The organism is Aestuariivirga sp., from assembly GCF_047600585.1.
Lineage (GTDB): Bacteria > Pseudomonadota > Alphaproteobacteria > Rhizobiales > Aestuariivirgaceae > Aestuariivirga.
In genome coordinates this window covers 1,764,900-1,778,598 of the sequence record NZ_JASGKP010000001.1, presented here as the reverse complement: position 1 = coordinate 1,778,598, position 13,699 = coordinate 1,764,900, and the positions used below count along the sequence as shown (strand labels likewise).

Here is a 13,699-nt window from a genome sequence, read left to right as displayed (position 1 = left end):
AAGGTCCGCCCACACACCACCTCGGAGCAGATGATGCAGGAAATCCTTGAGAAGCTGGAACAGCGCCGCGCCAATGCCAGGGCAGGCGGCGGAACCAAGCGCGTCGAGGCCCAGCACGCCCGCGGCAAGCTGACTGCGCGGGAAAGGATCGAACTGCTGCTCGACAGCAATTCCTTCGAGGAGTTCGACATCTACGTCGAACACCGCGCCACCGACTTCGGCATGGCCGACACCCGCATTCCGGGCGACGGCGTGGTGACGGGATGGGGCACGGTCAATGGCCGCGTCGTCTATGTCTTCGCCAAGGACTTCACCGTCTTCGGCGGCTCGCTCTCCGAGACCCATGCGCGCAAGATCACCAAGCTGCAGGACATGGCGCTCCGCAACCGGGCGCCCATCATCGGCCTCTTCGATGCCGGCGGCGCCCGCATCCAGGAAGGTGTCGACGCGCTGGCGGGCTACGGCGAGGTGTTCCAGCGGAACGTGCTCGCCTCCGGCGTCATCCCGCAGATTTCCGTGATCATGGGGCCGTGCGCGGGCGGCGACGTTTACTCCCCCGCCATGACCGATTTCATCTTCATGGTGCGCGACACGAGCTACATGTTCGTGACCGGGCCCGACGTGGTGAAGACCGTCACCAACGAAACCGTGACGGCGGAAGAGCTCGGCGGCGCTTCGGTGCACACCACCAAGTCCTCGATCGCCGACCGCGCCTTCGACAACGACGTGGAGGCGCTTCTGCAGATGCGCCGCCTGATCGACTTTCTGCCGTCGTCGAACACGGCGGAGGTTCCGGTGCTGCCGCAGCTCGACAGTGCGGAAGAGGTGGTGAGCAGCCTCGACACGCTGATCCCGGCGAACCCGAACCAGCCCTATGACATGAAGGAACTGATCCTCAAGACGGTGGACGAGGGCGACTTCTTCGAAATCCAGGAAGCGCATGCCCGCAACATCATCACCGGCTTTGCCCGCATCAAGGGCCGCACGGTGGGGATCGTCGCCAACCAGCCCATGGTGCTGGCGGGCGTGCTCGACTCCGATGCGGGCCGCAAGGGCGCCCGCTTCGTGCGCTTCTGTGACTGCTTCAACATTCCGGTCATTTCGTTCGTGGACGTGCCGGGCTTCCTGCCCGGCACCGCTCAGGAATATGGCGGCCTCATCAAGCACGGCGCCAAGCTGCTCTTCGCCTATGCGGAAGCAACCGTCCCCAAGATCACCATCATCACCCGCAAGGCCTATGGCGGTGCCTATGTCGTGATGGCCTCAAAGCACCTGCGCGGCGACATCAACTATGCCTGGCCCACCGCCGAGATCGCGGTGATGGGTTCGAAGGGGGCAGCCGAAATCATCTACCGCGCCGAACTAGGCGACAAGGAGAAGATCGCGGCCCGCATCAAGGACTACGAGAACCGCTTCGCCAATCCCTTCGTGGCGGCGGAACGTGGTTTCCTCGATGACGTGATCATGCCGCACTCGACCCGCCGGCGCGTGGCGAGAGCGCTCGACATGCTGCGCGCCAAGAAGCTCGATAACCCGTGGAAGAAACACGATAACATCCCGCTCTAAGCGATTGTTCTTCCGAATAAATATCCAGCGGCCTGCAACCTTGGCGGAGCTCCGTAAAATCTTACGGGTTTCCTGAACGGGGCCTTCATCTGCTTCACATACCATACTGCCCATGGGAGATGTGCCATGAAGATTGCAGTATTGGCAGTTGGGGCTGTTTTGGCGCTGGCCGTATCGGGCCCGGCAGCCTTGAAGAACACGACACAGGTGCAGCACGTGAGCGCCGCAAGCGACATCGTTGTGCCGGCATGGCTTGACCTGCCGTCGCGGCCGTTCATCAGCAGCATCGAGTATTCGGGGCAGGCGGGTGAGGAGGCGGCCTTCGGCACGATCCTCTACAACCTTCCCAGCAACGGCACCGCCGAGGTGAACTGGCTCAAGAAGAATCTGGAGTCGAAGGGCTTTGCCGTCGATGACCGCACTGCCGCCATGGACAATTTCGCGGGCGCCGACGTGGTCGTCACCGCCACCGACATGGTGACGGGCCGCCGCATCAATCTTGTCGGTACCAACCGCCCGGACGGCGCCGACCTCCGCATCACCTTCGAAGATCCGACGGTCGAATCCTACGTCTCACTCCTCTGATCGTACCTTCCGCTGAGGCCTTGCACGCAACTCCCTGACGGGTGAAAACGGTCACGGATTCGCAAGGAGACCAGAATGCGGACTTTGCCCGTGACGGCGGCCTTCGGGCATGTCGTGCGCTCGACCATCAACAACGCGGGTTTCGCCTGGAGGCTGAGCTGGCCGTGGATGGTGGCGATCATTCCGCTCAACATCTTTGCGCAGCTCTCCGGCTTCAGCATGGACCCGGCGGCGACCGAGCCTTCCGGCACCGCACTCGCCATCGGCCTCATCGTCGGCTTGCTGACGCTCTTTGCCTTCGCATCGATTGCGGTGAGCTGGCACCGCTACATCCTGCTCGATGAAGTGCCGCAGGGGCTGGCGCGGCTTCGCGCCGACAACACGGTGTGGCGCTACTTCGGCAACACGCTGCTGATCTTCCTGATCCTCATTCTGGGCTTCCTGCCTGTCGGCCTTCTGGTGGGCGTGCTTGTAGCGGCCCTGCAGCATGCGGGCGCGCTCATCTCCATTCCGATCTATGTCGCGGCGATCATCTTCGGCGTGTCGGCTTTCTACCGTCTGAGCGTGAAGCTGCCCGCCATTGCGCTGGAACGGACCGACTTCACCCTCAAGGAGGCCTGGGCCAAGACGCAGGGCAACACCTGGCAGCTCTTCGGCCTCGCGCTGCTTTTCGTGCTGACGCTGATCGGCATGGGGATCGTGCTGCTCGCCATCGGCTATGTGCTGCAGTTGACCGGGCTCTCGGTCGCGCTGTTCCTGACGCTTGCGATCCAGATGATGTTCAACTGGCTTGGCACCATTGCGGGCGTGACGCTGCTCACCAGCCTCTACGGCTTCTTCATCGAGAACCGGGATTTCTAATTTTTCTCTCGGTCCGATTAGTTCGTCCGTTGCGCTAACCCACTTCTCCGACGAGATCGTATTCCTCGGCATCGGTGATCTTCACCTTTACCATGTCGCCCGCCTTCAGGTGGGTGGCGCCGGGAATGAAGACGTTGCCGTCGATCTCGGGTGCATCCCACGGGCTGCGGGCCACGGCCTCATCGTTCTCCGTGTCGATCTCATCCACCAGCACGGTGATTTCGCGGCCGATGCGCGAGCGCAGGATTTCTTCCGAGATCGCCTGCTGGGTTTCCATGAAGCGGGCGAAGCGTTCCGCCTTTACCTCGTCGGGCACCTGCGGCAGGCCGAGGTCGTTGGCGGTGGCACCGGAGACGGGCTCATACTGGAAGCAGCCGGCGCGTTCGATGCGGGCTTCCTTCATCCACTGCAGAAGCTCTTCGAAATCCTGATCGGTCTCTCCGGGGAAGCCGACGATGAAGGTGGAGCGGAGGGCGAGGTCCGGGCAGACCTTCCGCCACGACGCGATGCGATCCAGCACCTTCTCCTGATTGGCGGGGCGGCGCATGGCCTTCAGCACCTTGGGCGATGCGTGCTGGAACGGAATGTCGAGATAAGGAAGGATCTTACCCTCGGCCATCAGCGGAATGACGTTATCCACGTGGGGGTAGGGATAGACGTAGTGCATGCGCACCCAGGCCCCGAGATCGCCCAGTTCCTTGGCAAGGTCGTAGAACTTGGCGCGCACCTCACGGCCGCGGAACTTCGAGGTCGCGTACTTCGTGTCGACGCCATAGGCGCTGGTGTCCTGCGAGATCACCAGCAGTTCCTTGACGCCTGCCTTTACCAGCCGCTCGGCCTCGTAGAGCACGGCGGCGGCGGGGCGCGAGACGAGATCGCCACGGATCGACGGAATGATGCAGAAGGTGCAGCGGTTGTTGCAGCCCTCGGAAATCTTCAGATAGGCGTAGTGCTTGGGCGTGAGGTGCAGGCCCTGGGGCGGCACCAGGTCCATCTTGGGATCGTGAACCGGGGGCAGGGCCTCGTGCACGGCCTTCACCACCTGTTCGTACTGGTGGGGGCCGGTAATGGCGAGCACCGACGGGTGCGCCTTGCGGATCGCCTCGTCCTCGATGCCGTAGCAGCCGGTAACGATGACGCGGCCGTTTTCCTCCAGCGCCTCGCCGATCGCGGACAGGCTTTCGGCCTTGGCGGAATCGAGGAAGCCGCAGGTGTTGACGATCACCACGTCGGCATCGTCATAGCCGGGCGCGATCACATAGCCTTCGGCCCGGAGCTGGGTGAGGATGCGTTCGCTGTCGACAAGGTTCTTGGGGCAGCCCAGCTGGACCAACCCGACTTTCGGCACATGTGCAGTCATGGCGCGGGCTTTAGCCGAGCCGGGGCAAGAGGGCAAACTGCCTGTGGGAAGTGGGTGAAGGGGTCCTTGAGGTTGCCAAAAAGCGCGCCCATGATGACTTCATGTGGAAAAAATCAGTGTTAGCAGGGGCAACTGCCGTTCTGGCGGTTCTGGCTGCGGGACAGGTTTGGGCGGCTTCCCTGGCGCTCTCCGGCAAGGAACGGTGGCTCACGGTCGCCTCGAGCAAGGACCTCGACACAGCCATCGCCATCGCCGGAGTCTATGCCAGCGAGCGGGCCAAGGTGGTGAGCAGCCAGTCCGGCTGGTATGCCATCGTCCTCGGCCCCTACCGCGAGGGCAGCGTGGCGGCGGTGACCAAGGCCCACGCGGGGATCGGTGCGGTTCCTGCCGATGCCCATCTCTCCCGCGGCGACAAGTTCCTGGAGGTCGTCTTCGAGGAAAAGCCGTGGGAGGAGCAGCGCGTACTCGCCACCTACGACAGCAAGAAGCCGGTGCAGTTCGCCGACGGCGACACGACCTACAGCGTTTCCATGGCCGGAACGAATGACGAGCCGGGACCCACCACAGCCTCGGCCAAGCGTGGCGAGACCTTGCTCTTCTCCTTCACCACGCCCAGCGAATACTCGATGTTCGAATCCGATGCCGGGCTCCTCAAGCTCGATCCCGGCGCCAAGGGCCCGCAACTCGTCTTCACCCGCTTCACCGGTGGTGCCCATTGCTGCACCCAGACCTGGATCGCAACATCGCCGGAAGGCGGGGCGGGCTGGAGCCTCGTCGATGCCGGGGTCTTCGACGGCGGCGCCTACAGCTACGAGGACGTGGATGGCGATGGCTTTCTTGAGCTCGAACTCGTCGACAATGATTTCCTCTATGCCTTCGATTCCTATGCCGGGTCCTTCGCGCCCATCCGCATCTTCCAATTGCGCGGCAACAAGCTGATCGATGTTTCCAACACGCCGGCCATGCACGCGCGCCTGAAGCGCGACCTTGCGGCCATGGAGTATCAGGTGAAGCTCGATCCGGGGCTGTGGCGCTCCAACGGCTTCCTCGCGGGCTGGGTCGCCGCCAAGCAGCGCCTGGGCGAGGGCGGCGAGGCCTGGCAGACGGTTCTCGAAAATCTCGACCCCAATACGGATTTTGGGCCGGATACCTGCAAGTCCGGCAAGCCGGTGGAGGACTGCGCCTACGAGGATTTGCAGAAGGTGCCGGTCGCAAAGGCGCTGGCCCAGTTCCTGTCGGAGCGGGATTACGGTGAGCTGCCGCCCATGGCGCAGGCCCAATTGAACTGACGTTCCCGAAGGCTGCCCGGCCTTCACCCCTAGTCGTATTGGCTGGGCTTGACGGTTTGGCTAGAACGCGCTCCGATCAGAAGAATTCAGTTGGAGCAGGGGCTTCGTGTTCAAGAAAATACTCATCGCCAACCGGGGTGAAATCGCCTGCCGCGTCATCAAGACGGCGCGCAAGATGGGCATCAAGACGGTGGCGGTTCATTCCGACGCCGATGCCCGCGCCCTCCACGTCGACATGGCGGATGAACGCGTCAACATCGGTCCCGCCGCCGCCGCCCAATCCTATCTCGTGATCGAAAAGATCATTGCCGCCTGCAAGCAGACCGGGGCCGAGGCGGTGCATCCGGGCTACGGCTTCCTCTCGGAACGCTCGGCCTTCCCGAAGGCGCTGAAGGAGGCGGGGATCGTCTTCATCGGACCGAACCCCCATGCCATCGATGCCATGGGCGACAAGATCGAGTCGAAGAAGGCGGCCGCTGCGGCGGGCGTTTCCACCGTGCCCGGCTACATGGGCATCATCGACACGGAAGACGAGGCGGTGAGGATCGCCAAGGACATCGGCTATCCCGTGATGATCAAGGCTTCGGCCGGCGGCGGTGGCAAGGGCATGCGCATCGCCTTCTCGGATGCCGAGGTGCGCGACGGCTTTGCTCGCGCCAAGTCCGAGGCGAAGTCCTCCTTCGGCGATGACCGCGTCTTCATCGAGAAGTTCATCACCAATCCGCGCCACATCGAAATCCAGGTGCTGGGCGACAAGCACGGCAACGTGATCTATCTGGGCGAACGCGAATGCTCGATCCAGCGCCGCAATCAGAAAGTGATCGAGGAGGCCCCTTCGCCGCTGCTCGACGAGAAGACGCGGAAGGCGATGGGCGAGCAGGCCGTGGCGCTGGCCAAGGCCGTGGGTTACGACAGCGCCGGAACGGTGGAGTTCGTGGCGGGCCAGGACCGCTCGTTCTTCTTCCTCGAAATGAACACCCGCCTGCAGGTGGAGCATCCGGTGACGGAACTCATCACGGGCGTTGACCTCGTGGAGCAGATGATCCGCGTAGCCGCGGGGGAAAAGCTGGCGCTCCAGCAGAAGGACGTGAAGCTGAACGGCTGGGCAGTCGAATCCCGTGTCTATGCCGAAGACCCGTACCGCAACTTCCTGCCGTCCACGGGCCGCCTCGTGCGTTATCAGCCCCCGGCAGAGAAACTCGAGAACGGCATTACCGTGCGCAACGACACGGGCGTGTTCGAAGGCGGCGAGATCTCGATCTGGTACGATCCGATGATCGCCAAGCTCTGCACTCACGCGCCCACCCGCGCCGCCGCCGTTTCGGCCATGAGCACGGCACTCGACGAATTCGTGATCGACGGTATCCAGCACAACATTCCGTTCGTGGCCGCCATCATGGAGCATCCGGTGTGGCAATCCGGCAAACTCTCGACCGGCTTCATCGCCGAACAGTATCCCGAGGGTTTCAAGGGCGCGGAACTCACCGCCGACAAGGCTGCGAAGCTGGTGCAGGTGGCGGTGCTGCTCGATCACATCGAGAATTCGCGAAAGCGCCACATCTCCGGCCAGATGAACGGCCGCGAGGTGAAATTCGATCACAGCCGCCACGTACTGCTCGGCAAGTCCTGGCATACGCTGCAGCTCGATGACGCCTTGGAAGAGCTGGCCACGACGTGTGATTGGGTGCCGGGGCAGACGGTTGCCCGCATCGTGCTCGGCAGCGAGCGCCTCTCCGTTCAGGTGAAGCGCATCCTCAACGGCTACCGCCTGACCTGGCGCGGCATCTCCACCGATGCCTTCGTCTACTCCACCCGTGAGGCGGAACTGGCGCGTCTCATGCCCGAGAAGAAGCTGGCGGACACCTCGAAGAAGCTGCTCTGCCCGATGCCCGGCCTCGTTGTCTCGATCGCGGTGAGCGAAGGGCAGGAAGTGAAGGCGGGCGATCCCCTCGCCATCGTCGAAGCAATGAAGATGGAGAACATCCTGCGCGCCGAGCGGGACGTCACCGTGAAGAAGCTGAACGCCAAGAAGGGCGACAGCCTGCAGGTGGACGCCGTCATCATGGAATTCGCCTGAGGCAAGAGCCGTAATAAAAAAGGCGCAAGTCGAGACTTGCGCCAGTTTGTCTTGCGGGGGAGGAAACTCAGGCCGCGCGGGTGCGGTCGACGCTCCACGAACCAGCACCGGCAGCGGCGAGGTAGAGGAAGACGAAGCAGAACAGGTAGGCCGCTTCACCGCCGTTGTTGGCCGGGAAGAAGTTCTGCGGCGCATGCGCCATGAAATAGGCAACAGCCATCATGCCGGCGAGAATGAAGGCGGTGACGCGGGTGAAGAGGCCGATGATGATCAGCACGCCGCCCACGATTTCGAGGACGCCAGCAAGGCCCATCAGCGAGAACAGCGGCACGCCGTCCTTGAAGTATTCCTGGAAGGGGAAGCCGAGCAGCTTGGCGGTGCCGTGCTGCAGGAAGGTGAGGCCGGTCATGATGCGCAGGACGGCCAGAAGCTTGTCGGACCAAGTGGCGGGGATAATGCTCATTTTCTTTTCAACTCCGTGAGGGGTAAGATGGTGGAGGCGCGTCAGCCGCGACCTGTGGCTGTGATGTAGCGATAATCTGTAACTGTATCAAGTACTATTACAGATCCATTTTGACGCGGGGGAGACGTGATGCAGGTTTCGCAGGAAGACGTTGAATTCTATCAGAAAAACGGTGCGGTGGTGATTCGCAAGCTGTTTTCGCCTGCCCATCTGAGCCTTCTGGAAGCGGGAATCGCCCGCAACATGGCGGAACCCAGCCCGCTTTCCATCGTGGCGTCGCGGCCCGAGGACCCGGGCTATTTCATCGAGGATTTCTGCAACTGGCAGCGCATTCCCGAATACCGGGATTTCGTAACGGCCTCTCCTGCGGCCGAGGCGGCAGGGCGCCTCATGGCCTGCAAGACCGTTCGCCTTTACCATGATCATCTGCTCGTGAAGGAGCCGAAGACCACCGCCAAGACCCCGTGGCACCAGGATCAGCCGTATTACAATATCGACGGTTTTGACAATATTTCCATGTGGTTGCCAGTTGACCCGGTGGCCGCGGAATCCACACTGAAATTCGTCGCGGGCTCGCACCGCGAGGGCTGGATGATGCCGCGCACCTTCATGAACAACGAGGCCAAGTGGTTCCCCGAAGGAACCCTGAAGGACATTCCCGACATCGAAGGCAATCCGGATCGCTTCAAGGTGCTGGGCTGGGCGCTGGAGCCGGGCGATGCCGTCTTTTTCCACATGCTGACGCTGCATGGAGCAGGGGGCGTGGGTGGCGGCAACCGCCGCCGGGTCGTCTCGTTCCGCTTCATGGGCGATGATACCACCTTCGCGCCCCGGCCCTGGCGGACCTCGCCGCCCTTCACGGGGCTGGAGAAGGACCTCGACAAGGGGGCCCCTATGGCGCACCCGCTTTTCCCGGTCCTGTGGGAGCGCCCGGCCGCCTGAGACGGCCACAAGCGGCCCGGAGTTTGCACCGTCTGATCCTGCAACAGTCTTTCTGTTTCAGGATCGGACACCATGACCGCACTTCTCAAGAACCGCTTCGTCCGCAGATTCGGCCTGTGGTACCTGGTCTATGAGGCGGTGTCCTTCGTCCTTTTCGTGGGATTCGGCGTCCAATTCCTCTCTGTTCACTGAAACGGAGCCTCCCCCCTCCACATTCTGCCACAGTGCCCTATATTCTGCTTCCCATGGCACGACTCCCGGCAAAACCGAACGAACGCGAGGAAAGCGGCGTTCTCACCAAGACCAAGGCGAAGACCAAGAAGCCTTCGCTCTACAAGGTCCTGCTGCTCAACGACGATTACACTCCGATGGAATTCGTCGTCCACGTCCTCGAAGTCTTTTTCAGCAAGACCCGGGAAGATGCCTATCGCATCATGCTGCACGTGCACCAGAAGGGTGTGGGCGTGTGCGGCGTGTACACCTTTGAAGTCGCTGAAACAAAGGTGACGCAGGTGATGGACTTCGCGAAGCAGCACGGTCATCCCCTGCAATGCACGATGGAAAAGGAATAGGCGCGGCGCGAGCGGGGTTGTGAAAGCGAGATGTCACACCCCATATGGATTGGATCCGTTGTTGCGTCTTGAACATTGACAGGCAGGGCAATCCGCAGCACCCTGCACCCGAAAGGACACAGACCGTTGCCGACATTCTCACGTTCACTCGAAAAAGCCTTGCACCGCGCCCTTTCTTTCGCCGCAGAACGCCGCCAGGAATTCGCGACGCTGGAACATCTGCTTCTCTCGCTGACCGAAGACAAGGATGCCGTGGCCGTGATGAAGGCGTGCGGCGTGAACGTCGAGGAACTGCGTGACGATCTCACCGACTACATCGACACCGAGCTTGCGAACCTTGTCACTGATGCCGCAGCGGAGGCGAAGCCCACCGCCGGTTTCCAGCGTGTGATCCAGCGCGCAGTGATCCACGTGCAGTCGTCAGGCCGCGAGGAAGTGACCGGCGCGAACGTGCTGGTCGCAATCTTCGCCGAGCGTGAATCCCACGCCGCCTTCTTCCTGCAGGAGCAGGACATGACCCGCTACGACGCGGTGAACTACATTTCGCACGGCATTGCCAAGCGCCCCGGCCTGTCGGAATCGCGTCCCGTGCGTGGCGCCGAACAGGGCGAAGGTGAGGGCGATGACATGGGTGGTGCCGGTCCGGGTGGCAGCAAGAAGAAGGCGGACCAGAGTGCTCTCGAAGCCTATTGCGTCGACCTGAACAAAAAGGCGCATGACGGCAAGATCGATCCGCTGATCGGCCGCACCGCCGAAGTGAACCGCACGATCCAGATCCTCTGCCGCCGCCAGAAGAACAACCCGCTCTTCGTCGGCGATCCCGGCGTGGGCAAGACCGCGATTGCCGAAGGCCTGGCCCGCAAGATCATCAAGGGCGAAGTACCCGACGTGCTGAAGGACTGCACGGTCTATCAGCTGGACATGGGCACGCTGCTCGCGGGCACGCGCTATCGCGGCGACTTCGAGGAGCGCCTCAAGGCCGTGATGAAGGAAATCGAGCAGAAGCCCGGTTCCATCCTCTTCATCGACGAAATCCACACGGTGATCGGTGCAGGCGCCACTTCGGGCGGCGCCATGGATGCTTCGAACCTGCTGAAGCCGGCCTTGGCTGCGGGCACGCTCCGCTGCATCGGCTCGACCACCTACAAGGAATACCGCCAGCACTTCGAGAAGGACCGGGCGCTGGTCCGCCGCTTCCAGAAGATCGACGTCAACGAGCCGTCGATCCCGGATGCGATCGAAATCCTCAAGGGCCTCAAGCCTTATTACGAGGACTTCCACAAGGTGCACTTCACCGATGACGCCATCGAGACGGCGGTGCATCTCTCGGCCCGCTACATGGCCGACCGCAAGCTGCCCGACAAGGCGATCGACGTGATCGACGAAACGGGCGCATCGCTGATGCTGCTGCCGGAAGACAAGCGGAAGAAGACGATCGGCGTGCCGGAAATCGAAGCGACCATCGCGACGATGGCCCGCATTCCCCCCAAGACGGTCACCCGCGACGACGCCACGGTTCTCAAGAACCTCGAGTCCGAACTGAAGCGTCTCGTCTTCGGTCAGGACAAGGCGATCGAACAGGTCTCGGCGGCGATCAAGCTCGCCCGCGCCGGCCTGCGCGAGCCGGAGAAGCCCATCGGCAACTATCTCTTTGCCGGCCCCACGGGCGTGGGCAAGACGGAAGTGGCCAAGCGCCTTGCCGAAGTGCTGGGCGTGAAGTTCCTGCGCTTCGACATGTCGGAGTACATGGAGCGCCATTCGGTCTCGCGCCTGATCGGCGCGCCGCCCGGATATGTGGGCTTCGACCAGGGTGGCCTGCTCACCGATGGCGTGGACCAGAACCCGTACTGTGTGCTGCTGCTCGATGAAATTGAAAAGGCCCATCCGGACCTCTTCAACATCCTGCTGCAGGTGATGGACCACGGCAAGCTGACGGACCACAACGGCAAGTCCGTGGACTTCCGCAACGTCATCCTGATCATGACCACCAACGCTGGTGCCGCCGATCTCGCCCGTCCGGCGATCGGCTTCGGTGCTTCGGTGCGCGTTGCCGAGGACAACGAGGCGATCACCCGGCTGTTCACGCCGGAGTTCCGCAACCGTCTCGATGCCATCGTGAACTTCGGCCATCTGCCGCCCGCCGTGGTGCGCAAGGTGGTGGAGAAGTTCGTGCTGCAACTCGAGGCCCAGCTCTCCGAACGCCAGATCAATATCGAGATCTCGTCGGAAGCCGCGGACTGGCTGGCGACCAAGGGCTACGACCAGCAGATGGGTGCACGTCCTCTGGCGCGCATCATCCAGGAATACGTCAAGAAGCCGCTCGCGGAAGAAGTCCTGTTCGGCAAGCTGTCGAAGGGCGGAACGGTCCGCATCCTGATGAAGGACGGCGCGCTCGACTTCGCCTATCTCAGCCGTGAGGAGGAACGCTCCTCGCTGCCGCGTCCGCCGGAGCGCAAGGCGCTGCCGCGCGCCACCAAGCCCAAGGGCGAAGGTGGCGGGCCGAAGAAGCCGCCCGCGAAGAAGCGCAAGGCGAAAGCCTGATCAAAACAAGAATGGCCGGGTTTCCCCGGCCATTTTCATTTGAGATCGTCGGTTGCGTTACGCGAGTCCTTCTTCCGCCAGCGTCTTCTGCACGGCGGGGCGCTGGGCGACGCGTTCGAGATACGCCGAGATGGCCGGGAACTTGGCAAGATCGATGCCGACCGGCTTGCACCAGCGCAGGACGGTGAAGGCATAGGCATCGGCCACCGAGAAGGCCTGGCCCAGAACATAGGGCGCCTTTTCGAGCTGGGTTTCGAGCCAGCCGAGGCGGGTGTCGACGCGCTGCTTGATCGCATCCTTGCCGGCGTCCGGCATGGCCGGGTTGAACAGACCGCCGATGCCCTTGTGCAGTTCGGCCGCGATGAAGTTCAGCATTTCCATGGCGCGGTAGCGCGAGATGTCGCCGAACTTGGGCAGCAGGCCCTTGGCCGGGTTCGCGTCGGCGAGATACTGCAGGATGACCTGCACCTCGGTGAGGGTGCCGTCCTTGCTTTCGAGGGTGGGGACATAGCCCTTGCTGTTCACGGCATAGAAGTCGCTGCCGGCTTCGGTCTTCTTGGCGCGCAGGTCGACCTTTTCAGCCGTGTGCGCGACACCGAGTTCGTTGAGGGCGATATGGGGCGCGAGCGAACACGCACCGGGTGCAAAATAAAGCTTCATGAAACCTCCTGTTGGAAGGTGTTCACATAGCGCGCTTATGTAACAAATCAAGTGACAATAATGTCAGCTTGGAACACCGCGGCGAACTGCTGCGCCATGACGGCGTCCAGGTCGGCCATGGAGGTGGAAAGTCCGAGGTCGCGGAAGCTGGTGACGCCGTGCTCCGAGATGCCGCAGGGGACGATGCCCTCGAAATGCGAGAGATCGGGATCGAGGTTGATGCTGATGCCGTGGAAGCTGATGCCGTGGCGCACCCGGATGCCGAGCGCGGCGATCTTGTCCTCGCGGCCCGGGCGGGTGACCCAGACGCCCACGCGGTCCTCGCGGCGTTCGCCTGCGATGCCGAAAGCCGTCAGTGTACGGATGATCCATTCCTCGAGCGCGGTCACGAAAGCGCGTACGTCGTTGCCGCGCTTGCGGAGATCGAGCATCACATAAGCCACCCGCTGGCCGGGGCCATGATAGGTGTATTGCCCGCCGCGCCCGGCATCGAAGACGGGGAAACGGTCCGGGGCGACAAGGTCGGCCGGGTTGGCGCTGGTGCCTGCGGTGTAGAGCGGCGGATGCTCGAGAAGCCAGATCAGTTCCGCGGCCTCGCCGTGGCGGATGGCTTCCACTTCGCGCTCCATGCGGGCGAGGGCATCCGGGTAACCCACAAGCCCGGTCGACACCTCCCACCGCACGGGTGAAGTGGTTGACATCGCGGGCTTAAGTTCGTCGCGCAGGACCATGGCCGGGAGCTTTTCCCAAGTTCGACAGGATGCCGCAAGGGGGTTAGTCTCC

12 protein-coding genes are annotated in these 13,699 nt (G+C 62.7%); 8 read left to right on the top strand and 4 right to left on the bottom strand.

Annotated features, from left to right (window positions below; genetic code table 11):
• Nucleotides 1-33: 33 nt before the first annotated feature.
• From QM801_RS08695 to QM801_RS08685, 3 genes are all read left to right on the top strand, one after another.
• Nucleotides 34-1,566: an acyl-CoA carboxylase subunit beta gene (locus tag QM801_RS08695; protein ID WP_415020906.1), complete on the top strand. Its 1,533-nt coding sequence runs from the start codon at nt 34-36 to the stop codon at nt 1,564-1,566.
• Between the two features lie 126 nt (nt 1,567-1,692).
• Entirely contained in the window at nt 1,693-2,151 is a 459-nt protein-coding gene (locus tag QM801_RS08690) for a hypothetical protein (RefSeq protein ID WP_415018816.1), read from the top strand.
• A 75-nt stretch (nt 2,152-2,226) separates the two neighbouring features.
• The gene (locus QM801_RS08685; protein ID WP_415018815.1) at nt 2,227-3,012 is read left to right on the top strand and encodes a hypothetical protein; all 786 of its coding nucleotides are present in this window, start codon (nt 2,227-2,229) and stop codon (nt 3,010-3,012) included.
• 34 nt (nt 3,013-3,046) lie between these two features.
• Here QM801_RS08685 and rimO read toward each other — a convergent pair whose 3' ends face one another.
• Nucleotides 3,047-4,372 (bottom strand): 30S ribosomal protein S12 methylthiotransferase RimO, encoded by a 1,326-nt coding sequence (gene rimO, locus QM801_RS08680; protein WP_415018814.1) that lies wholly within the window; start codon nt 4,370-4,372, stop codon nt 3,047-3,049.
• Between the two features lie 101 nt (nt 4,373-4,473).
• On the opposite strand from rimO, the gene QM801_RS08675 reads away from it, so the two are divergent.
• Both QM801_RS08675 and QM801_RS08670 read left to right on the top strand, forming a co-directional pair.
• Nucleotides 4,474-5,661 carry a hypothetical protein gene (locus QM801_RS08675; RefSeq protein ID WP_415018813.1) on the top strand — a complete coding sequence of 396 codons (1,188 nt, stop codon included), beginning with the start codon at nt 4,474-4,476 and terminating at the stop codon, nt 5,659-5,661.
• A gap of 106 nt (nt 5,662-5,767) precedes the next feature.
• Entirely contained in the window at nt 5,768-7,738 is a 1,971-nt protein-coding gene (locus QM801_RS08670) for an acetyl-CoA carboxylase biotin carboxylase subunit (protein ID WP_415018812.1), read from the top strand.
• Between the two features lie 67 nt (nt 7,739-7,805).
• Here QM801_RS08670 and QM801_RS08665 read toward each other — a convergent pair whose 3' ends face one another.
• Nucleotides 7,806-8,201: a DoxX family protein gene (locus QM801_RS08665; RefSeq protein WP_415018811.1), complete on the bottom strand. Its 396-nt coding sequence runs from the start codon at nt 8,199-8,201 to the stop codon at nt 7,806-7,808.
• A 129-nt stretch (nt 8,202-8,330) separates the two neighbouring features.
• Here QM801_RS08665 and QM801_RS08660 point away from each other — a divergent pair, with 129 nt between their 5' ends.
• The 3 genes from QM801_RS08660 (at nt 8,331) to clpA (ending at nt 12,256) form a co-directional block, all read left to right on the top strand.
• Nucleotides 8,331-9,143 (top strand): phytanoyl-CoA dioxygenase family protein, encoded by an 813-nt coding sequence (locus QM801_RS08660; RefSeq protein WP_415018810.1) that lies wholly within the window; start codon nt 8,331-8,333, stop codon nt 9,141-9,143.
• Nucleotides 9,144-9,388: 245 nt separating this feature from the next.
• Complete coding sequence (gene clpS / locus QM801_RS08655; RefSeq protein WP_415018809.1) at nt 9,389-9,715, top strand: ATP-dependent Clp protease adapter ClpS; 327 nt, start codon at nt 9,389-9,391, stop codon at nt 9,713-9,715.
• A 126-nt stretch (nt 9,716-9,841) separates the two neighbouring features.
• Complete coding sequence (gene clpA / locus QM801_RS08650) at nt 9,842-12,256, top strand: ATP-dependent Clp protease ATP-binding subunit ClpA (RefSeq protein ID WP_415018808.1); 2,415 nt, start codon at nt 9,842-9,844, stop codon at nt 12,254-12,256.
• Nucleotides 12,257-12,313: 57 nt separating this feature from the next.
• Here the strand turns inward: clpA and gstA are convergent, their stop codons facing one another.
• Together gstA and lipB are read right to left on the bottom strand one after the other, a co-directional pair.
• Entirely contained in the window at nt 12,314-12,916 is a 603-nt protein-coding gene (gene gstA, locus QM801_RS08645; protein WP_415018807.1) for a glutathione transferase GstA, read from the bottom strand.
• Between the two features lie 47 nt (nt 12,917-12,963).
• On the bottom strand, nt 12,964-13,647 hold the full coding sequence (gene lipB / locus QM801_RS08640; protein ID WP_415018806.1) for a lipoyl(octanoyl) transferase LipB: 684 nt from the start codon (nt 13,645-13,647) through the stop codon (nt 12,964-12,966).
• Between the last annotated feature and the right edge of the window lie 52 nt (nt 13,648-13,699).